Annotated in this window: 19 protein-coding genes; 14 read left to right on the top strand and 5 right to left on the bottom strand. The window is 61.3% G+C overall.

The genetic code is table 11. The features are described 5' to 3' along the window. Nucleotide 1: 1 nt before the first annotated feature. The 4 genes from ilvD to GWK36_RS13795 form a co-directional block, all read right to left on the bottom strand. The gene (ilvD, locus tag GWK36_RS13810; protein WP_166271972.1) at nt 2-1,843 is read right to left on the bottom strand and encodes a dihydroxy-acid dehydratase; all 1,842 of its coding nucleotides are present in this window, start codon (nt 1,841-1,843) and stop codon (nt 2-4) included. A 490-nt stretch (nt 1,844-2,333) separates the two neighbouring features. After that, nucleotides 2,334-3,254 (bottom strand): ornithine carbamoyltransferase, encoded by a 921-nt coding sequence (gene argF, locus GWK36_RS13805; protein WP_166271970.1) that lies wholly within the window; start codon nt 3,252-3,254, stop codon nt 2,334-2,336. A gap of 72 nt (nt 3,255-3,326) precedes the next feature. Then, nucleotides 3,327-4,544: an aspartate aminotransferase family protein gene (locus GWK36_RS13800; protein ID WP_166271968.1), complete on the bottom strand. Its 1,218-nt coding sequence runs from the start codon at nt 4,542-4,544 to the stop codon at nt 3,327-3,329. Nucleotides 4,545-4,680: 136 nt separating this feature from the next. Continuing rightward, the gene (locus tag GWK36_RS13795) at nt 4,681-5,262 is read right to left on the bottom strand and encodes a superoxide dismutase (protein ID WP_166271966.1); all 582 of its coding nucleotides are present in this window, start codon (nt 5,260-5,262) and stop codon (nt 4,681-4,683) included. Nucleotides 5,263-5,434: 172 nt separating this feature from the next. Here GWK36_RS13795 and GWK36_RS13790 point away from each other — a divergent pair, with 172 nt between their 5' ends. The 14 genes from GWK36_RS13790 to glmU all read left to right on the top strand — a co-directional run bounded on the left by GWK36_RS13790 (nt 5,435) and on the right by glmU (nt 18,481). After that, nucleotides 5,435-7,219, top strand: coding sequence for an N-acetylglutaminylglutamine amidotransferase (locus tag GWK36_RS13790; protein WP_166271964.1), 1,785 nt, complete (start codon nt 5,435-5,437; stop codon nt 7,217-7,219). 217 nt (nt 7,220-7,436) lie between these two features. Continuing rightward, nucleotides 7,437-8,093 (top strand): 16S rRNA (guanine(527)-N(7))-methyltransferase RsmG, encoded by a 657-nt coding sequence (gene rsmG, locus GWK36_RS13785; RefSeq protein ID WP_166271962.1) that lies wholly within the window; start codon nt 7,437-7,439, stop codon nt 8,091-8,093. Between the two features lie 7 nt (nt 8,094-8,100). Then, nucleotides 8,101-8,889 (top strand): ParA family protein, encoded by a 789-nt coding sequence (locus GWK36_RS13780; RefSeq protein WP_166271960.1) that lies wholly within the window; start codon nt 8,101-8,103, stop codon nt 8,887-8,889. 12 nt (nt 8,890-8,901) lie between these two features. Continuing rightward, a complete protein-coding gene (locus tag GWK36_RS13775; RefSeq protein WP_166271958.1) occupies nt 8,902-9,840 on the top strand; it encodes a ParB/RepB/Spo0J family partition protein in 939 nt (312 codons plus the stop codon). A 75-nt stretch (nt 9,841-9,915) separates the two neighbouring features. After that, nucleotides 9,916-10,293, top strand: a complete 378-nt coding sequence (locus tag GWK36_RS13770; RefSeq protein ID WP_166271956.1) for an ATP synthase subunit I — start codon at nt 9,916-9,918, stop codon at nt 10,291-10,293. A gap of 10 nt (nt 10,294-10,303) precedes the next feature. Beyond that, nucleotides 10,304-11,176 (top strand): F0F1 ATP synthase subunit A, encoded by an 873-nt coding sequence (gene atpB / locus GWK36_RS13765; protein ID WP_166271954.1) that lies wholly within the window; start codon nt 10,304-10,306, stop codon nt 11,174-11,176. A 90-nt stretch (nt 11,177-11,266) separates the two neighbouring features. Further along, a complete protein-coding gene (gene atpE / locus GWK36_RS13760) occupies nt 11,267-11,518 on the top strand; it encodes a F0F1 ATP synthase subunit C (protein WP_166271952.1) in 252 nt (83 codons plus the stop codon). Nucleotides 11,519-11,587: 69 nt separating this feature from the next. Then, nucleotides 11,588-12,058 (top strand): F0F1 ATP synthase subunit B, encoded by a 471-nt coding sequence (locus tag GWK36_RS13755; RefSeq protein WP_166271950.1) that lies wholly within the window; start codon nt 11,588-11,590, stop codon nt 12,056-12,058. A 9-nt stretch (nt 12,059-12,067) separates the two neighbouring features. After that, nucleotides 12,068-12,607 (top strand): F0F1 ATP synthase subunit delta, encoded by a 540-nt coding sequence (locus tag GWK36_RS13750; RefSeq protein WP_166271948.1) that lies wholly within the window; start codon nt 12,068-12,070, stop codon nt 12,605-12,607. Nucleotides 12,608-12,622: 15 nt separating this feature from the next. Further along, nucleotides 12,623-14,164: a F0F1 ATP synthase subunit alpha gene (gene atpA / locus GWK36_RS13745; protein ID WP_166271946.1), complete on the top strand. Its 1,542-nt coding sequence runs from the start codon at nt 12,623-12,625 to the stop codon at nt 14,162-14,164. Nucleotides 14,165-14,298: 134 nt separating this feature from the next. Next, nucleotides 14,299-15,162, top strand: a complete 864-nt coding sequence (gene atpG / locus GWK36_RS13740; RefSeq protein WP_166271944.1) for a F0F1 ATP synthase subunit gamma — start codon at nt 14,299-14,301, stop codon at nt 15,160-15,162. Between the two features lie 66 nt (nt 15,163-15,228). Beyond that, nucleotides 15,229-16,611 (top strand): F0F1 ATP synthase subunit beta, encoded by a 1,383-nt coding sequence (gene atpD, locus GWK36_RS13735; protein ID WP_166271942.1) that lies wholly within the window; start codon nt 15,229-15,231, stop codon nt 16,609-16,611. A gap of 11 nt (nt 16,612-16,622) precedes the next feature. Continuing rightward, nucleotides 16,623-17,048, top strand: a complete 426-nt coding sequence (locus GWK36_RS13730; RefSeq protein ID WP_166271940.1) for a F0F1 ATP synthase subunit epsilon — start codon at nt 16,623-16,625, stop codon at nt 17,046-17,048. 68 nt (nt 17,049-17,116) lie between these two features. Then, nucleotides 17,117-18,481 carry a bifunctional UDP-N-acetylglucosamine diphosphorylase/glucosamine-1-phosphate N-acetyltransferase GlmU gene (glmU, locus tag GWK36_RS13725; protein WP_166271938.1) on the top strand — a complete coding sequence of 455 codons (1,365 nt, stop codon included), beginning with the start codon at nt 17,117-17,119 and terminating at the stop codon, nt 18,479-18,481. A gap of 225 nt (nt 18,482-18,706) precedes the next feature. On the opposite strand, the gene GWK36_RS13720 is transcribed toward glmU, so the two are convergent. Further along, on the bottom strand, nt 18,707-19,528 hold the full coding sequence (locus GWK36_RS13720) for an IS630 family transposase (RefSeq protein WP_166271936.1): 822 nt from the start codon (nt 19,526-19,528) through the stop codon (nt 18,707-18,709). Between the last annotated feature and the right edge of the window lie 164 nt (nt 19,529-19,692).

Raw genomic sequence — 19,692 nt, 5'->3', positions numbered from 1 at the left:
CCTAGCTGAATCGTGTCAGATCGCGCACCGCCCCTTGCGCGGCGCTGGTGGTGAATGCGGCATAGGCCCTGAGCGCTTGCGAGACCTGGCGCTGACGGGTCAGAGGTTTCCAGGCATGGTGACCGCGCGTCTCCATCACCTGGCGGCGGCGGTTGAGCTCGTCCTCGCTCACCAAAAGCTCGATACGGCGGTTGGGGATATCGATCTCGATCAGATCCCCCTCCTCGACTAGGGCGATCACCCCCCCTGCCGCGGCCTCGGGCGAGACATGACCGATGGACAGCCCCGAGGTCCCGCCCGAAAAGCGCCCGTCGGTGACCAGGGCACAGAGCTTACCCAGGCCCTTGGACTTGAGATAGCTCGTGGGGTAGAGCATCTCCTGCATCCCCGGCCCCCCCTTGGGTCCTTCATAACGGATGACCACCACCTCGCCTGGCTGCACGCGGTCGTTGAGGATGCCGTCCACTGCCTCCTCTTGGCTTTCAAAGATCCTTGCCGGACCGCGAAAGGTCAAAAGCGCCGGATCCACGCCTGCAGTCTTGACGATACAGCCCTCTGCAGCGAGGTTGCCATAGAGGACCGCAAGCCCCCCGTCTTGGCTATAGGCATGTTCGTAAGCGCGGATACAGCCGTTTGCCCGGTCGAGGTCGAGCGCCCATTCGGTCTCCTGGCTGAACGGCACCTGGGTGGGGATGCCGCCGGGTGCAGCGCGAAACCGCTGCTGGGCTTTAGGATCATTGCTTCGGCGCACATCCCAGTGAGCGATGGCCTCGCCGAGGGTCGGGCTATGGACGGTCGGCACCTCGGTATGGAGGAGCCCAGCGTGCTCGAGTTCACTCAGGATCGCCATGATCCCGCCGGCGCGATGGACGTCTTCCATGTGATACTGGCTGGAGGGGGCGACCTTGCAGAGGTTGGGGACCTTGCGACTTAGACGGTCGATATCAGCCATGCCGAATGGGACCGCGGCCTCATGCGCCGCAGCCAAGAGATGCAACACCGTATTGGTCGATCCACCCATGGCGATGTCCAGGCTCATGGCGTTCTCGAAGGCCTGAAAGCTTGCGATCGAACGCGGCAGGACCCGCTCATCGCCCTGCTCATAATATCTGCGGGCCAGATCCACGATCAGGCGACCTGCTTCCAAAAACAGTTCGCGCCGGCGCGCATGGGTCGCGACCAAGGTCCCATTGCCCGGCAACGCCAGGCCCAGGGCCTCGACCAGTGAATTCATCGAATTGGCGGTAAAGAGCCCAGAGCATGAACCACAGGTAGGGCAGGCCGAGCGCTCGAGGGCCGCGACCAACTCGTCGCTCTCGTTGGGATTGGCGGCGGCCACCATCGCATCGATGAGGTCGAGCTTGAGCTCGGTCTCACCGCGCCTGACCTTGCCCGCCTCCATCGGCCCGCCGGAGACAAAGACCGTCGGGATATTGAGGCGCAGCGCGGCCATCAGCATCCCAGGCGTGATCTTGTCGCAATTGGAGAGACACACCAAGGCGTCGGCACAATGGGCATTGACCATATATTCGACCGAGTCGGCGATGAGCTCGCGCGAAGGGAGCGAATAGAGCATCCCTGCGTGTCCCATGGCGATCCCGTCGTCGATCGCGATGGTATTGAACTCGCGCGCCACCCCGCCCGCCTCGGCGATGGCGGTTGCCACCAACTGCCCCAGGTCCTTCAGATGGACATGACCGGGGACAAACTGGGTGTATGAATTGGCGATGGCGATGATGGGCTTTTGGAAGTCTTCATCGGTCAGTCCAGTTGCGCGCCACAGCGCGCGGGCACCGGCCATGTTGCGACCCTGGGTGGTGGTTCTCGAACGATATTCGGGCATGGCGAACAGGGACCTTTAGCGAGGCGCTGGCGTGCTGCCGGCGCTGTTGACAGGGATGGAGAGAGTATAACGCCGCATCTAAACGATGCAGAAACCTCCTGCTTACAGCCCTGGCGGTGTCTTCGCCCAGAGGAGGGCTGGGGGCAGTCTCCGCCTTCCTTGCTGCTGGCTGCTTGCTGCCAGACCGGTTTGTACGGTTGACGTAGTGTCTCTACCATCTCGCCCAACCCTTGCAGGGATACCCTGCCGCCGGTTGAGACTGTTGCGGCAAATTGACCGGCGCGAAGTCAAAAAAGGGCGTCGATCCGAAAAGATAACACTGGCGGATGGGATGGATTCCGGCTTACTCCAGAATGAGGGGGTTGGCTTGCCCTGAAATGATGGCTAACGGTCTCTTCGGTGCTTCCTGGATCAGGTGACTCACCGAAACGGCCAAGCGCAGGAATAGGGCGGTGCAAAGGGGTTCGGCTGAAAGAACGGCGCAAGATGGTTAATGCGGGATCAGGAACTCAAGCAGGGCCTTTTGCAGATGCAGCCGGTTTTCGGCCTCGTCCCAGACGACCGAGCGCGGACCATCGATGATTGAATCTGTCACCTCTTCGCCACGGTGTGCCGGTAGGCAGTGCATAAAGATTGCCGAGGGATCGGCGAGATCCATGAGCGCATCTGTGACCTGATAGGGGGCAAAGGCCGCTCGCCGCCGATCAAGGTCCTCTTCTTGGCCCATGCTCGCCCAGACGTCGGTTGCGATCAGATGGGCACCCTGCACGGCCTCCCGGGGGTCGCGTAGGATTCGGCAGCGGTCGCCGCAGGCGGCGATGAGCTCGGCATCCGGCTCGAATCCCTCGGGACAGGCGACGCAGAGCTCAAACTCAAAAAGCAAGGCTGCCTCCATGAAGGTCTGACACATATTATTGCCATCCCCCACCCAGGCCACTCGCTTGCCCTGGATCTCGCCGCGGTGTTCGTAGAAGGTCTGAAGATCGGCGAGCACCTGGCAGGGGTGATAGCGGTCGGTGAGCCCATTGATGACAGGGACCCGCGAATGGGCGGCGAAGCGCTCGACGGTCTGTTGCTCAAAGGTACGGATCATGACCGCATCGACCATCCGTGAGATGACGCGGGCACTATCCTCGATCGGCTCGCCGCGCCCGAGCTGGGTGTCGCGCGGTGAAAGAAAGAGTGCGTGACCGCCGAGCTGGGCCATGCCGACCTCAAACGAGACCCGGGTGCGGGTCGATGACTTCTCGAAGATCATCGCCAGCGTCTTGCCGACGAGCGGTCTGAATGCCTGACCCGCGGTCTGCATGCGTTTAAGCTCGATGGCTCGGGCGATCAGGGCGCGCGCCTCATCCAAGGTGAGGTCGCGCAGTGAGAGCAGATGCCGGCATGCTGTCTGATGGGAGGTCATGGTGACTGAGTTGAGGGTGAATCAGAATAACTGGCGTCTGGATGGGGCAGGGGCTGCATATGCACTCGCGGATCATAGTGCCGCGCCGGACTGTTTGGGCCTGAGTTCGGTGTCTTCCTGGGCTAGAAAACCCCGGATCAGCTCGGCGAGCGCACCGACCAGCAGATCGACCTGGTCACGCGTGATGATGAGCGGTGGCAAGAGGCGAATCACCCGCTCGGCGGTGACATTGATCAACAGACCCGCGGCTAGCGCCTCCTGCACCAGTGCCCCACAGGGCCGATCGAGCTCGATCCCGACCATGAGCCCTCTGCCGCGTATCTCGACCACACCTGGGAACTGAGCAAGCGCCGTGCGCAATGAGTCGAGTAGATAGTGGCCCTGGGTTGCGGCGTTTTCGGCTAAGCGCTCGGCCTGGATGGTTTCGATGACCGCCCGTGCCACGCGGCAGACCAAGGGGTTGCCGCCGAAAGTCGAGCCATGCGATCCGGGGGTAAAGAGCTCAGCCGCCGGACCGCGCGCTAGACAGGCCCCGATCGGCAATCCATTGCCTAGACCCTTGGCTAGGGTCAGGACATCGGGCTGGATGCCAGTATGCTCGAAGGCAAACAGACGACCCGTGCGCCCCATGCCGGTCTGGACCTCGTCAAGCATCAGGAGCCACTGATGCCGATCGCAGAGGGCCCGCAGTCTGGGTAGATAGTCTGCGGCGGGGAGACGGATACCGCCTTCGCCCTGGAGCGGTTCGATCAATACAGCGACGATGTTGGAGCGGTTGGCGGCTGCTGTCTCAATCGCCTCCAGGTCATCATAGGGTACGCGGACAAAGCCCTGGACCAAGGGCTCGAAACCGGCCTGGACCTTGCGGTTGCCAGTGGCCGATAGGGTCGCCAGGGTGCGGCCATGAAAGCTGTGTTCAGCGACCAGGATACCTGGATTTTCGATTCCACGCCGGTGGGCATAGAGCCGGGCCAGCTTGATGGCGGCCTCATTGGCCTCGGCGCCCGAATTGGCAAAAAAGGCACGCTCCATGCCGCTTGCCTGGGTCAATAAGGCGGCGAGCCGCTCCTGTTCAGCGATGCGATAGAGGTTCGAGGTATGGAGCAGTTGCCCCGCCTGTTCGCATACTGCCGCTGTGACCGCCGGATGGGCATGTCCCAGACCGCAGACGGCAACCCCCGCGAGTGCATCCAGATACCGGCGGCCCTCGGTATCCCAGAGCCAGATCCCTTCGCCGCGGGCAAAGGTAACCGGCAGGCGGTGATAAGTGGCCATCAAGGGTTCGCTCATAGCGCATCGACCCCGATCAAGCAAAATAAAAAAGGCGGTTTCCCGCTGGGACAACCGCCTTGGGTATAAGGCGAATATTGAATATAGTGCAAGCCCTGCCTGCTTGACAAGGCAGGCGGTTGCGGATCAGCCGGCATCAGGCCGCATAATTGACCGCCACAAAGGGCCAGTTGATCTTCTCCCAGATACGCTCGAGATAGCTCGGGCGGGCGTTGCGATAGTCGATGTAATAGGCATGCTCCCAGACATCGACCGTCAACAGGGCCTTTTTGCCCAGAGTCATCGGGGTGCCGGCGTTTGAAGTGTTGAGGATCTCGAGCGAGCCGTCCGGATTCTTGACCAACCAGGTCCACCCCGAGCCGAAGTTGCCTGCGGCGGCCTGATTGAATTGCTTCTTGAATTCCTCAAACGAACCGAACTTGGCATCGATGGCTGATGCGAGCTCGCCACTCGGCGCCCCGCCTCCTGCCGGCGACAGGCAGTTCCAATAAAAGGTATGGTTCCAGACCTGGGCGGCATTGTTAAAGATCGGGCCGGATGCCTTGAGGATGATCTCCTCGAGCGGCAGCTCGGCGAACTCGGTGCCCGGGATCAGGTTGTTGAGGTTATTGACATAGGCCTGATGATGCTTGCCATAGTGATAGTCGATGGTCTCGGCGGACAGCACCGGCTCCAACGCGGTGCGGTCATAGGGCAAGGGGGGCAATTCATGGATCATGCTCAGGTTCTCCTGCGTAGATGACGTGGGATCTGAATAGCTGACCCGGATCGATACCGGCAGCCCGTACAAAGGCACTGGCAGGATGCGGTCACCGGCGGCTTTTTACAACTACTCTAGGCAAATCTAGGCAAGTACTCTAGGCAAGACGCGGGGCGGAGATAGGACTGCGATGTGCGGAATCTGCGGAGAATTGCGCTGCGATGGGGCGCCGGCCGACCTTGAGGCGGTCGGGCGGATGATGAAGGAACTTGCCCGGCGCGGACCGGATCACGGGGGAAGCTATAGCGATGGGCCCTTGGGCCTGGGTCACCGGCGCCTGGCGATCATCGATCTGTCGGTGCACTCAAACCAACCGCTCGTTGATCCCGAGCTGGGGCTAGCCCTGGTCTTCAACGGCACGATCTATAACTATCGCGCCCTGCGGCATGAGCTGGAGGGACAGGGCTACAGGTTCTTTTCTGCCGGTGACGGCGAGGTCATCCTCAAGGCCTGGCATGCCTGGGGAACGGATTGCGTCCAGCGGCTGCGCGGGATGTTTGCCTTCGGGCTGTGGGATGCCAACCGTCGCGCCTTGTTTTTGGCCCGCGACCGCTTTGGTATCAAGCCGTTATATTGGTCGGCACAGCGAGATGCCTTTCGCTTTGCCTCGACCCCCCAGGCCCTGCTTGCTGCCGGCGGGATCGATACCCGCATCGACCCCATCGCCCTGCATCAGATCTTTACCCTGCATGCAGTGGTGCCCGCCCCGCGCACCATCCTCCAGGGCGTGCGCAAGCTCGCCCCTGGATACTGGCTCCTGATCGAGCAGGATGGGCGGCAAACTGAGCAGAGATACTGGCAGCTTATGGCCACCCGCCCCGACCAGCCCCTGTCTGAGGCCGAATGGCTCGAGGCGCTTCATGGCAAGCTGCGCGAGGTCGTGCGCCTGTATGGCGAAGTGGCGGATGTCCCCGTGGGGGTGCTGCTCTCGGGGGGGCTGGATTCGAGCCTCTTGGTGGCGCTGCTCGCCGAGGCGGGGGTTTCGGACCTACGCACCTTCTCGGTAGGGTTTGAGGATACCCCCGAGGAGGCAGGCAGCGAGTTTGCCTATTCGGACCTAGTGGTCGAGCGCTATGACACCCACCACACCAGGTTCTTGGTTCCCAACGATCAGGTCCTGGCGCGTCTGCCCGAGGCGATCGATGTCATGGCCGAACCCATGTTCGGCCAAGATGCAGTGGCCTTTTATCTGCTCGCCGAACGGGTTGCGCAGGCGATCAAGGTGGTGCAATCGGGCCAGGGGGCCGACGAGGTCTTTGGCGGTTATTTCTGGTATCTGCGCATGCTGGCCGAGAGCCAGGGCACGCCCCTCGAACGCTTTGCCAAGCACTATTTCGACCGCGATCATGCCGAATATCGGCGCATGATCGCCGTCCCCTTTGCCGGCGAAGACCATACTTCACCCTGGGTCGCCGAACGCCTGGCCGAACCAGGCGCCGAGACCTTCATGGATGCCGTGCTACGGTTGGATGTCACCGCCTTGATCGTCGATGATCCGGTCAAGCGGGTGGACAATATGACCATGGCCTGGGGTCTGGAGGCGCGGGTGCCCTTTTTGGATCACGAGCTAGTCGAGCTCGCTGCCCGCTGTCCGCCCGACTGGAGACTGCAGCAGGGCGGCAAATATCCGCTCAAGGCCATCGCCCGCGGTCTGCTGCCGGATGCCGTCATCGACCGGCCCAAGGGCTATTTCCCCATGCCAGCCTTAAAATATGTCCGCGGGCCCTTTTTGGAGATGATGCGCGAGGTGCTCACCTCGACCGCCTGCCGGCGGCGGGGCCTCTATCGCCGCGAGTATCTCGACCAACTCCTCGCCGCCCCCGACATGCACCACACCCGCATCCAGGGCAATAAGCTTTGGCATTTGGCGCTCCTGGAGCTGTGGCTGCAGCGGCATGTCGATGCACGGGGATAAGTTCGCTATTCCTTGGGTGATAGAGCCCATCCTCTGCTTTAAGGGAAACGCTGAACATATCGGTTCTCGTGATTCCAGCGTCAGCCGGAATCCATACAAGTCAATCATCTGGACCCCAGCCTTCGCCAGGGTGACGAATGAATCCGTGTTTCCCAAGCGCGTTGGCCCGACTCCTGAGCCCCCTTGAACGCTCGACTGCGCCTATCCACGACCGTCGATGAAAAAGACCAGCACCCCGCCTAAACCGGATTGGCAGTTGATCGAGGATCGTTTGTCGGTCGGCTTGGCGGTGCTGCGCCTGCCGGCTACAGACGGACAGCGCGCGTGTCTGATCGATCTGCTCAGGCTGCTCGTGCGCTGGAACCAGGCGTATAACCTCACAGCGGTACGCGACCCGTTCGAGATGGTCGCCCGCCATCTGCTCGATAGCCTAGCGGTTGCGCCCTTTATCGCCGGCGAGACGGTACTCGATGTGGGCACGGGCCCTGGGCTGCCGGGCCTGCCGCTCGCCATCGTACTGCCGCAATGGCACTTTTGGCTCCTTGATAGCAACGGCAAAAAGATCCGTTTCGTGCGTCAGGCGGCGCTTGAGCTGGGTCTTGTCAATGTCGAAGCCGTCCATGCGCGCATCGAGACATATCGAACAGGGCAAAAATTCAGTACCATAATCAGCCGCGCGGTGGCAGCCGAGGCCATTCTGGGTGTCTTCAATGCTGATCTCATGGCCTCAGCCGGTCGTTTGTTGCTCATGAAGGCCCGCTTGGACCCCTCTGTGGATGAGCTGGCCCAGGCAGGATATAGACCGTTCATCCATCCGCTACGGATCCCCTTTTTGGATGCGCCGCGCCATTTGATCGAACTCCGGAGCGCTTGATTCGGGCATGGCCACTGTTATCGCGATCGCCAATCAGAAGGGCGGTGTCGGCAAGACCACGACTGCGGTCAATCTGGCCGCGGCCTTGGCCTATCTGCGTCGGCGCCTGCTCCTGATCGACCTAGACCCCCAGGGCAATGCCACCATGGGCTGCGGGATCGACAAATACGGCCTGGCCCAGACGACCTGCGACCTGCTCCTCAACGACGTCCCCTTCGCTGAATGCCTTCAGCGTGTGACCGAGCCCGCACCAGGTTTTGACCTCTTGCCGGCCAATGCGGATTTGACCGCCGCCGAGGTCGGGCTGCTGGAACTTCCCGAGCGCGAGCGGCGCCTCAGCCGACTCTTGAGCAATGTGGTCGCAGCCTATGAGCTGGTTATCATCGACTGCCCGCCCTCGCTGAATATGCTGACCCTCAATGCCTTGGTGGCGGCCCATGCTGTGCTGATCCCGATCCAGTGTGAGTACTATGCGCTCGAGGGTCTATCGGCCTTGCTCGAAACCATCGAGCAGGTGCGCGAGAGCCGTAACCCTGGCCTATATATCGCCGGTATCCTGCGTACCATGTATGACCCGCGCAATAATCTCGCCAACCAGGTCTCTACCCAGCTCGTCGCCCATTTCAAGGATCAGGTCTATCACACCATCATCCCGCGCAATGTCCGTGTGGCTGAGGCGCCCAGCCACGGTCAGTCCGTCCTGACCTATGACCCGCAATCGCGCGGGGCGCTTGCCTATCTGGCGCTGGCCAGCGAGGTCTTGCGCCGGCATGACAAACGCTGTCAGGCGGCCTAACCAACAACCCCGATGGATACGACTGAACCCAAGGGTCCGATCCGCCGCCGCGGCCTGGGACGCGGCCTGGATGCACTTCTGGGCGCTGCCCGGGTACCACTCGCCCGCACTGACCCTGACGATCAGTCCGCCGTCCCCCATGCCTCTGCTGCTCACCACGATCTCGTACGCCCCATCCCGCTGGAGCATATCCAGCGCGGGCGCTACCAACCGCGGCGTCATTTCGACCCAGAGGCGCTTACTGAACTTGCCGATTCCATCCGTGCCCAGGGCGTACTCCAGCCGATCGTGGTGCGCCCCCTTGCTGAACCGACGGCGACAGGTGTGCGCTATGAGATCATCGCCGGCGAGCGGCGCTGGCGCGCAGCCCAGCAAGCGGGGCTCTCCGAGATCCCAGCCGTCGTGCGCGCTGTCGATGAGCGCACGGCCCTAGCGATCGCCTTGATCGAGAACATCCAGCGCGCTGCCTTGAATCCCTTGGAAGAGGCTGAGGCGCTGGCGCGACTGGTCTCTGAGTTTGCGCTCACCCATCAGGAGGTCGCCGAGGCGGTGGGCCGATCGCGCACGGCGGTCACCAATGCCTTGCGCCTGTTGGATCTCAACCCCGAGGTCAAGGGCTTGCTTGCGTCGGGACAGATCGAGATGGGTCATGCCCGCGCCCTGCTCGGGCTCAAGGATACACTTCAGACTCAGGTCGCCCAGCAGGTCGCTGCCGCTGGCCTCTCAGTGCGGGCAACAGAGCGCCTGGTACGCCGATTGCAGCAAGCTGGATCCAGCGAGACGGTCGCAGTCTCCCAGGAAGATCCCGATATCCGCCGGCTCCAGATCGACCTTGCCGAGCGGCTCGGGGCTCGGGTCCAGATCCGCCATCGGCGTAACGGCAAGGGTTCTTTGGTGATCGTCTATGAGAGTCTGGATGAGCTCGATGGCATCCTGGCCCGCATCCGTTAGCCTAGCGTTGACCCTCTATTCGTATCTATTTATAATTTTCTAGATTGTGAGTAGAGATACACTCACGTTGCTCTGATGCAACAGCCGAACGCGCATCAAGTCGAACGGTTCCTCGGCCTTCAGGCCATCTTCGGCTTGATCCTGATCGGTATCACCCTGCCGTTCGGCAGTCCAGTTGCGATCTCAGTCCTCATCGGGGCGGGAACTTGCTGGCTGGCAAATATACTGGTGGCCGCCTGGATCTTTCGCGCGTACCGCGCCCAGGCGCGTGGGCGGTTGGTTGCGCGTTTTTATCGTGCAGAGCTCGTCAAGATCGTCCTGGTCCTCGCGCTCTTCGGCGCGGCGGTGGTCCTGTATAGTGACTTGAATATACTGTCTGTGTTCGTTGCCTATGTCCTGGTTCAGGTGGTCCCGACCCTGATCACTGTCCAGAGCAATCGAATCCGTAGTTGAGAGATGATCGATGGCCGCTTCTGAAACATTCAGCTCCCAAGCATACATCCAGCACCATCTCACCAATCTGACACTGGGCTGGCATCCCGAACACGGTCTGGTCTTTGCCCATGACAAGGCCGAGGCGGCGGCGATGGGTTTTTGGGCCATCAACCTCGATACATTGTTCTTTTCGATCCTCCTGGGTTCGCTCTTTCTCTGGCTGTTCAAGCGGGTTGCCGAGCGTATCACCGCCGGTGTGCCCGATGGTGCGCAAAACTTCGTCGAATGGGTCGTCGAGTTCGTCGAAGAGAATGTCCGCGGCTCATTCAGCCATCGCAACCCCCTGGTTGCGCCACTCGCCCTGACGATCTTTGCCTGGATCTTCCTGATGAACCTCATGGACCTGATCCCGGTCGATCTCATCCCGCATCTATTCAGCCAGTTGATGGCGGTCGTTCTGGGTGCTGACCCGCATCACGTCTATCTCAAGATCGTGCCGACGACTGACCCGAATGCGACCTTCGGCATGGCGATCATGGTGTTCATCCTGGTGTTGTATTACAGCATCAAGATGAAGGGGGTCGGCGGATTTCTCGGCGAACTGACCCTGCAACCCTTCGGTAAATGGGGTCTGCCGGCTAACCTGATCCTCGAGGGGATCAGCCTGCTTTCCAAGCCCGTCTCGCTGGCACTGCGACTCTTCGGCAACATGTATGCTGGCGAGATGATCTTCATCCTGATCGCGCTTCTCTATGGCGGCGGCCTTTTGCTGGCTGGGACCGCTGGGTTGCTCCAATTCATCTGGGCGGTCTTCCATATCCTGATCGTCATCCTCCAGGCCTTTATCTTCATGGTCCTGACCGTCGTCTATCTGGATATGGCCCATCAGGAGCATCACTGAGGCAGGGCATAGGTACGGCCTCACGATCGGTCCAAAACATCCGTTTTCACCACAACCCTTGTCTTTGTCGTTTAACCTTTGGGGAATCTCATGGAACTCGAAGTCGCACAAGCGTTCGCACTGGCCATCAAATTCATCGGCGCCGGCTTGATGCTGGGTCTGGGCGCGGTTGGCGCCGGTGTAGGCATCGGCATCCTGGGCGGGCGCTTTTTGGAAGGCGCGGCGCGTCAGCCCGAGCTGATCCCGATGCTGCGTACCCAGTTCTTTATCGTGATGGGTCTGGTCGACGCCCTGCCGGTCATCGCGATCGCCATGGGGCTGTATCTGATGTTCGCGGCCTAAAGGATACAGCCGGGTCTTCGTGTAAGACCCTGGCCTGGGTTCGTCCCAACGAGGTCTGAAGGCAACGCCATGAACATCAATCTGACGCTTTTTGCCCAGATGATCACCTTTGCGGTGTTCGTCTGGTTCTGCATGCGCTATATCTGGCCGCCCATCGTCAAGGCGCTGGCCGAGCGCAAGGCCAAGATCGCCGAGGGTCTTGCGGCTGCGGAACGCGGTCATCAGGAACGGGCTCTCGGCGAGCAGCGCGCTTTGGAGTTGATCCGCGAGGCCAAGGCTAATGCGGCCGAGATTGTGGGCCAGGCCCAGAAGCGCGCCGCCGAGATCATCGACGAGGCCAAGTCTGAGGCGCGCGCCGAGGGCGAACGTCTGTTGACGGCTGCCCGTGCTGAGATCGAGCGCGAGACCAATCGGGCGCGCGAAGAGCTGCGTGAAAAGGTCGCAATGCTGGCCATCGCCGCTGCCGAGAAGATCTTGAAAAAAGAGATCGATCTGGCGGCTCATCGTGCACTCGTCGAGGACTTTGCCAAACAGCTCTAAGTGAAGACTATGGCCGGAGAACTCACCACCATCGCGCGCCCCTATGCCAAGGCGGCCTTTGAATATGCCAAGGAGACCGGTCGAGTCGATGACTGGTCAGCCGCCTTGGGTCTTCTGGCCGCCTTCGCCTCAGACCCGCAGCTCGCTGTCCAGATCAACAATCCAACCGTGCCGCGCGAGCGGCTCGGCGAGCTGCTGCTCGATCTTGGCCGCGACGCATTATTTGCCGGTCCAGCCAATCTGGTGCGCCTACTCGCCGCCAAAGGGCGGCTGGCTGCCATCCCTGAGATCGCTCGCCTCTTCGAAGAGCAGCAAATCGCCGACCAAGGGGTGCGCCAAGTCCTGGTGCGCACGGCCTTTGCCCTCGACGATATGCAACGCGAGTCCTTGTCTGCGGCCCTAGCGCGGCGCTTAGGGGCCCAGGTCGACCTGACTGTCGAGATCGATGAGGGGCTATTAGGTGGGATCGAGGTCCATTCCGGCGACCTGGTCATCGATCACTCTGTGCGCGGCAGGATCAAGCAACTGGCCCACGCCCTGCAATTCTGAGAACTGGATACCGCCATGCAACTCAATCCATCCGAGATCAGCGATCTCATCAAGCAGAAGATCGAGCAATTTGAGCTTCACACCGAGGCCCGCACCGAGGGAAAGATCGTCAGTCTGACCGACGGGATCGTGCGCATCCACGGGCTCTCTGAGGCCAAGTACTATGAGATGCTCGAGTTCCCAGGCAACACCTATGGCCTGGCCTTGAACCTGGAGCGCGATTCGGTCGGCGCGGTCGTCCTCGGCGACTATACGCATCTGTCCGAGGGTGACTGGGTGCGCTGCACCGGGCGGGTTCTCGAGGTCCCGGTAGGCGAGGGGCTGTTGGGGCGCGTCGTCGACGCCCTCGGTCGCCCGATCGATGGCAAGGGTCCGATCGATGCCGCGGGGACTTTGCCGATCGAGAAGGTGGCGCCGGGCGTCATCACCCGCAAATCGGTCGATCAGCCGCTCCAGACGGGGCTAAAGGCCATCGATACCATGGTGCCCATCGGTCGTGGCCAGCGCGAGCTGATCATCGGCGACCGGCAGACCGGTAAGACCGCCGTCGCGATCGATACCATCATCAATCAAAAGGGTACCGGCGTTAAATGTATCTATGTCGCCGTGGGTCAGAAGAACTCGTCGGTGGCCGCCATTGTGCGCAAGCTCGAAGAACATGGCGCGATGGAGCATACCATCGTGGTCTCGGCCCCTGCCGCTGATTCGGCGGCGATGCAGTTCATCGCCCCCTATGCCGGCTGCACCATGGGTGAGTATTTCCGCGACAAGGGCGAGGATGCACTGATCGTCTATGACGATCTCACCAAGCAGGCCTGGGCCTATCGCCAGGTCTCGCTCTTGCTGCGCCGCCCACCGGGACGCGAGGCCTATCCGGGCGATATCTTCTATTTGCACTCACGTCTTCTGGAACGCGCGGCGCGGGTCAATGCCGAGTATGTCGAAAAGATCACGGGAGGCAAGGTCAAGGGCAAGAGCGGTTCCTTGACGGCCCTGCCCATCATCGAGACCCAGGCGGGTGACGTCTCGGCCTTCGTGCCGACCAATGTGATCTCGATCACCGATGGTCAGATCTTCTTGGAGACCAACCTGTTCAATGCCGGTATCCGTCCAGCGATCAATGCCGGTCTGTCGGTCTCGCGCGTCGGCGGCGCGGCCCAGACCAAGATCATGAAGAAGCTAGGCGGCGGTATCCGTCTGGCGCTCGCCCAGTACCGTGAGTTGGCGGCCTTCTCCCAGTTTGCCTCAGATCTCGATGAGGCGACCCGCAGACAACTGCAACGCGGCGAGCGGGTCACTGAGCTGATGAAGCAGACCCAGTATTCGCCGATGAGCGTGGCCCAGATGGCGGTCTCATTGTTTGCAGCCAATGAGGGCTATCTTGACGATGTGGATGTCAAGAAGGTTGTCGACTTCGAGCGTGCGCTCCAGACCTATATGAAGTCTGCGCATGCCGATCTTCTGGCCAAGATCGATGCAACCGGCGATTACAACGACGAGATCGCCCTGGCCTTGCACGCCGCGATCAAGGACTTTAAGGCCAACAACACCTGGTAAATAGCCGCCAGCGGCCAGCTTCCAGCCAAGGGCGATAGGCACAACGGCTGGCAACTGGGTACCGATCGCGATCGAAACCGCTTGCCTGTCTGCTAAGAGGTTGGCGGCTGGACGCTGAAGGCTGGGAGCGATAGATGGCAGGCGCCAAAGAAATCCGCACCAAGATCGCAAGCATCAAGAGCACGCAGAAGATCACCAAGGCCATGCAGATGGTCGCGGCCTCCAAGATGCGCAAGGCCCAGGACCGGATGGCGGCCTCCCGGCCCTATGCCGAAAAGATGCTCCAGGTGATCAATCATCTGGCCCATGCCACACCCGAGTATCGACACTCGTTCATGGCGCAGGAGCGTCCGCGCAAGCGGGTGGGCTATATCCTAGTGTCATCCGACCGTGGGCTGTGCGGGGGGCTGAACAACAACCTCTTTCGCCGTCTGGTGTCTGAGCTGAAGGAACAACGGGCGGCGGGCATCGAGCCGGTCTTTTGCACCATCGGCGCTAAAGGACTCGCCTTTTTTAGGCGTTTTGGCGGCGAGGTCAACGCCCAAGTCAGTCATCTCGGTGATCAGCCGCATCCCGAGGACCTGGTCGGACCGGTCAAGGTCATGCTCGACGCCTTTGAAGCCGGCGAGATCGATGCGCTCTATGTGGTTTATAACGAATTCGTGAATACCATGACCCAGCGCCCTACGATCCGCCAACTGGTCCCCATCGTCGCGAGGGAACGCGAGGCGCTGCCCTATCATTGGGACTATATCTATGAACCCGATGCCAAGACGGTCTTGGATACCTTACTGACGCGCTATATCGAATCGCTGGTCTATCAAGCAGTGGTCGAGAATGGCGCTTGCGAGCAAGCAGCGCGCATGGTGGCGATGAAAGCCGCTTCGGATAATGCCGGCAACCTGATCAAAGAGCTTCAGCTCGTATATAACAAGGCGCGCCAGGCAGCCATCACCCAGGAGATCTCCGAGATCGTCGGCGGCGCTGCGGCAGTCTGAACAAGCTCGGCGCAGGGGCGGAGGATCCAAATACAGCATTGCAGGCCCAAGAGGACTATTAAACCTATGAATTCCGGTAATGTGGTGGAAATCATCGGCGCCGTGGTGGATGTGCAATTCCCGCGCGGCGAGATGCCCAAGGTCTATGAGGCGCTCAAGATCGACGCCACTGGTTTGACGCTCGAGGTTCAGCAACAGCTCGGCGACGGCGTGGTGCGCACCATCGCCATGGGCTCGACCGATGGCTTACAGCGCGGTCTCGCAGTGACGGCGACAGGCAATCCCATCCAGGTCCCCGTGGGGTCTGGAACGCTCGGGCGGATCATGGACGTCCTGGGCAACCCAATCGATGAACAGGGAGAGGTCAAGACCGATGAGCGCTGGTCGATCCATCGCCCACCGCCGCGTCTCGAGGATCAGGCCACGGCGACCGAGCTTTTAGAGACCGGCATCAAGGTCATCGACCTCATCATGCCGATCGCCAAGGGCGGCAAGGTCGGTCTCTTCGGCGGTGCCGGCGTCGGCAAGACCGTGACCCTGATGGAGCTCATCCGCAACATCGCCGTCGAGCACTCGGGCTATTCGGTCTTTGCCGGGGTTGGCGAGCGCACCCGCGAGGGTAATGACTTCTATCACGAGATGAAGGAGTCCAAGGTCCTCGACAAGGTCGCCCTGGTCTATGGCCAGATGAACGAGCCGCCAGGCAACCGTCTGCGCGTCGCCCTGACCGGCCTCACCATGGCCGAATATTTCCGCGACGAAGGGCGCGATGTCTTGATGTTCATCGACAACATCTATCGCTATACCCTTGCGGGCGTCGAGGTCTCGGCGTTGCTGGGCCGCATGCCCTCGGCGGTGGGCTATCAGCCGACCCTGGCCTCCGAGATGGGCGTGCTGCAAGAGCGCATCACCTCGACCAAGGTCGGCTCGATCACCTCCTTCCAGGCGGTCTATGTCCCGGCTGACGACCTGACCGACCCCTCGCCGGCCACCACCTTTGCTCATCTCGATGCGACCCTGGTCCTGTCGCGTCAGATCGCCGAGCTCGGGATCTATCCTGCGGTCGATCCGCTCGACTCGACCAGCCGCATCCTCGATCCAAACATCGTCGGTGCCGAGCACTATGAGACCGCGCGCGCGGTGCAGGGCATCCTCCAGCGCTATAAGGAACTCAAGGATATCATCGCTATCCTGGGCATGGACGAGCTCTCTGAGGAAGACAAGCTCATCGTCAACCGGGCGCGCAAGATCCAGCGCTTCCTATCGCAGCCCTTCTTCGTCGCTGAGGTCTTCACCGGCTCGCCGGGTAAGTTCGTTCCGCTTAAAGAGACCATCAAGGGCTTCAAGGCCATCGTCAACGGCGAATACGATCATCTGCCTGAGCAGGCCTTTTATATGGTCGGCGGGATCGAAGAGGCGGTCGAAAAGGCCAAGAAGCTCGCTAGCTGAGGGCTCATCCCATGGCTATGACCATCCGTGTCGATATCGTCAGCGCCGAGGGCACCATCTATTCTGGACCTGCCACCATGGTCTATGCGAGCGCCGAGCTCGGCGAAGTCGGTATCGCGCCGCGGCATACCGCCTTCATCAGCCGGCTGCGTCCGGGCGATGTACGGGTCGAGAATGAGCAGGGTGAGCAGGAGCACTTTTATGTCTCTGGCGGCATGATCGAGGTCCAACCGCATGTCGTCACTATCCTGGCCGACACGGCGATCCGCGCCCGCGATCTCGACGAGGCCGCGGCGCTCGAGGCCAAGCGGCGGGCCGAGGATGCGCTTGCAGGTCGAAAGGCCGAGTTCGAATATGCCAAGGCCCAGGCGGAGCTTGCCGAGGCGGTGGCACAGCTTCGCGCCATCGAGCGACTGCGCAAGATGAAACGGGCCTAAGCCTGCCTTCGTTAAACAAGCCTTGTCTAACGCCCCGCCTAACCGGGGCGTTTTTCTTGGAGTGCCTGATGAACACAGGTGTTGTGATCCTCGCCGCCGGTCTGGGCAAACGCATGCGTTCGTGTTTACCCAAGGTCTTACACCCCTTGGCCGGGCGCCCCCTGCTTGCCCATGTCTTGGAGACCGCGCGTGCGCTCAATCCCCTGCGCCTGATCATCGTCTACGGACATGGCGGCGAGCAGGTCCGCGCCGCCTTTCCTGATCCAGATTGTCTCTGGGTGGAACAGGCCGAACAGCGCGGCACTGGAAATGCCGTCATGCAGGCCCTGCCCGTGCTCCACGGCCTGGATCAGGTCGTGGTGCTCTATGGCGATGTGCCCTTGATCCAGGCCGAGACGCTCAAGGCATTGCTTGCGCTTGCCGAGGAGACACCCTTAGCCCTTTTGACCGCTGAGCTTGTTGACCCAGCCGGCTATGGGCGGGTGGTGCGCGATCAACAGGGGCGGGTGCTGCGGGTGGTGGAGGAGCGGGATGCGGATGAGGCAGAACGCCAAATCCGTGAGGTCAATACCGGCCTTTTGGTGGCCGAGCGCCGGCATCTAGAGGGCTGGCTGGCTCAGATCGGCGATGACAATGCCCAGGGCGAATATTACCTCACCGACATCATTGCCCTGGCAGCGCAGGCGGGCATTCCGATCGCCACCACCCAGCCGCAGGGCATCCACGAGATCCTCGGGGTCAATGACCGGCAGCAACTGGCCGAGCTCGAACGCATCTATCAGCGCGGGCAGGCCGAGGCGTTGATGCGCTCGGGGGTGACCCTCGCCGATCCCGATCGCTTTGATCTGCGCGGGCGACTCATCGCTGCGCCCGATGTCTTTATCGATATCGACGTCATCATCGAGGGCGAGGTGCACCTGGCCTCAGGGGTGCGGATCGGCCCCTATTGTTTGCTTAAGAACTGTACGATCGGGGCTGATAGCGAGGTGTTGTCCCATTCGGTGATCGAAGGGGCAAGGGTCGGTAGCCAGGTGCGGATCGGTCCCTTTGCCCGGATTCGTCCAGAGACCGAACTTGCCGATGCGGTCCACATCGGCAACTTTGTCGAGGTCAAAAAGAGCCGCATCGCTCAGGGGAGCAAGGCCAATCATTTAAGCTATCTGGGCGATGCCGAGATCGGTCTCGGTGTCAATATCGGCGCTGGGACTATCACCTGCAACTATGATGGGGTCAACAAACATCCGACCTGTATCGAGGATGGGGCATTCATCGGTTCGAATACCGCCTTAGTGGCCCCAGTCAGGATTGGGGCTTATGCCACTATCGGTGCAGGCTCAGTGATCACCCGCGATGTCCCCCCCGACCGCCTGACGCTTGCCCGGGCGCGTCAGGTAACGGTCGAGGGGTGGAGGCGGCCATTGAAGAGGGAATAGGTCCCTGCTCTCAAGACAGTGCGCAAACAGGCGCACTGTTCTCTTCCTGCCCCGAATGCGGAGCGCATTCGTCTCTGACAGGCGTGACTTTCCCGACTACGGCAGAGACCCTCTCTGCTGTAGCGCCGCCGTTACCGGACGGACTCGCCCCGGGTAGGGCAGTTGCGGTTGCCAGCTGTTTGAGGTTGAGCGCGGCATTATTGATCCGAAACCAATGAACTTGTATTACGCGGCATCATGGAGCTTGGGATGCTGGAAGTAGCGCATGATGCGTTGGGGGGAATTGAGAAGGCGGCGCAGGTGGCTGACGGTCGCCTTCTTCAGATCGCCCTTGGCGCGGGAGGGCGCCTGCGCGGTGATGGTGGCCTTGAGCATCTCGTTGGGGTTCAGTGCCGGGCTGTAGGGGGGGAGGGAGGAGGCCTCGATTTGATTGGCGCATGCAGCCAGCCAGGCCTTGACTGGCTTGGTGTGATGCACGCGCAGGTTGTCGAGGATGAGGAAGATCTTCTTGCCCCTGGCGTCCTTGACGAGCCGCTTCATGAAGTCGATCAGGATGTCGGCGTTCATCGCCCCCGCGAACACCTTCCGACGCACCTTGCCGCGGTTGGTCAGCGTCGAGATCACCGACAGGCCTTCGCGACGGTGCGTGACGCGAATCTCGGAGGTCTTGATCGCCGGCGCATAAGAGCGCCCGCGCACCTCGCCCGAGCGCAGCCCCGTTTCATCGCCCCAGTGGATTTCGGCGCCCTCGGCCTTGGCGCGCTGGGCAATGTCCGGGTAGGTCTCCTCAAGCCACGTCTTGATCGCCGGCGGGCTTTGCTCATAGGCGCGCCGAATCGGTTTCTGGGGCGTCAATCCCCAGTGCGCCAAGTACTTGCCCTCCCCCTGCGGCCTGAGCTCGATGCCAAAACGGTCGAGGATCAACTGCCGCACCGCCTGCCGGCTCCACAGCGCAAACGGCAGCTTCAGCTCATCCGGTGTCCCGTCGCACATGAGCTTGCGTATCTGGGCGTCCTGCTCCGCCAACAGCGCCCGCTTCTCACCCACCTTGCGCCTACCCCGCTTGCCCTTGGGCCCCTTCGCGCGCCGCAAACGACAGCAATCTCATGTCTCGTCTTTCCATGCCCACTATAATCTTTCCATGCCCACTATAATTAGACAGCTTACTTAATTTCAAAAGCATGTGTTTCTTATCAATAAAAAACATGCTG

This window comes from Caldichromatium japonicum (assembly GCF_011290485.1).
Classification (GTDB): Bacteria; Pseudomonadota; Gammaproteobacteria; order Chromatiales; family Chromatiaceae; genus Thermochromatium; species Thermochromatium japonicum.
The sequence above is the reverse complement of the archived record's forward strand: the minus strand, read 5'-3'. Positions and strand labels throughout refer to the sequence as shown.

What these genes read in the sequence shown, in the direction of transcription:
- GWK36_RS13750 (WP_166271948.1), top strand. Translation starts at nt 12,068, where the DNA reads ATGGCCGGAGAACTCACCACCATCGCGCGCCCCTATGCCAAGGCGGCC.
- GWK36_RS13775 (WP_166271958.1), top strand. Translation starts at nt 8,902, where the DNA reads ATGGATACGACTGAACCCAAGGGTCCGATCCGCCGCCGCGGCCTGGGA.
- rsmG (WP_166271962.1), top strand. Translation starts at nt 7,437, where the DNA reads ATGAAAAAGACCAGCACCCCGCCTAAACCGGATTGGCAGTTGATCGAG.
- GWK36_RS13800 (WP_166271968.1), bottom strand. Translation starts at nt 4,544, where the DNA reads ATGAGCGAACCCTTGATGGCCACTTATCACCGCCTGCCGGTTACCTTT.
- atpG (WP_166271944.1), top strand. Translation starts at nt 14,299, where the DNA reads ATGGCAGGCGCCAAAGAAATCCGCACCAAGATCGCAAGCATCAAGAGC.
- atpA (WP_166271946.1), top strand. Translation starts at nt 12,623, where the DNA reads ATGCAACTCAATCCATCCGAGATCAGCGATCTCATCAAGCAGAAGATC.
- argF (WP_166271970.1), bottom strand. Translation starts at nt 3,254, where the DNA reads ATGACCTCCCATCAGACAGCATGCCGGCATCTGCTCTCACTGCGCGAC.
- ilvD (WP_166271972.1), bottom strand. Translation starts at nt 1,843, where the DNA reads ATGCCCGAATATCGTTCGAGAACCACCACCCAGGGTCGCAACATGGCC.
- GWK36_RS13730 (WP_166271940.1), top strand. Translation starts at nt 16,623, where the DNA reads ATGGCTATGACCATCCGTGTCGATATCGTCAGCGCCGAGGGCACCATC.
- GWK36_RS13770 (WP_166271956.1), top strand. Translation starts at nt 9,916, where the DNA reads ATGCAACAGCCGAACGCGCATCAAGTCGAACGGTTCCTCGGCCTTCAG.
- atpD (WP_166271942.1), top strand. Translation starts at nt 15,229, where the DNA reads ATGAATTCCGGTAATGTGGTGGAAATCATCGGCGCCGTGGTGGATGTG.
- glmU (WP_166271938.1), top strand. Translation starts at nt 17,117, where the DNA reads ATGAACACAGGTGTTGTGATCCTCGCCGCCGGTCTGGGCAAACGCATG.
- GWK36_RS13790 (WP_166271964.1), top strand. Translation starts at nt 5,435, where the DNA reads ATGTGCGGAATCTGCGGAGAATTGCGCTGCGATGGGGCGCCGGCCGAC.
- GWK36_RS13755 (WP_166271950.1), top strand. Translation starts at nt 11,588, where the DNA reads ATGAACATCAATCTGACGCTTTTTGCCCAGATGATCACCTTTGCGGTG.
- atpB (WP_166271954.1), top strand. Translation starts at nt 10,304, where the DNA reads ATGGCCGCTTCTGAAACATTCAGCTCCCAAGCATACATCCAGCACCAT.
- atpE (WP_166271952.1), top strand. Translation starts at nt 11,267, where the DNA reads ATGGAACTCGAAGTCGCACAAGCGTTCGCACTGGCCATCAAATTCATC.
- GWK36_RS13795 (WP_166271966.1), bottom strand. Translation starts at nt 5,262, where the DNA reads ATGATCCATGAATTGCCCCCCTTGCCCTATGACCGCACCGCGTTGGAG.
- GWK36_RS13780 (WP_166271960.1), top strand. Translation starts at nt 8,101, where the DNA reads ATGGCCACTGTTATCGCGATCGCCAATCAGAAGGGCGGTGTCGGCAAG.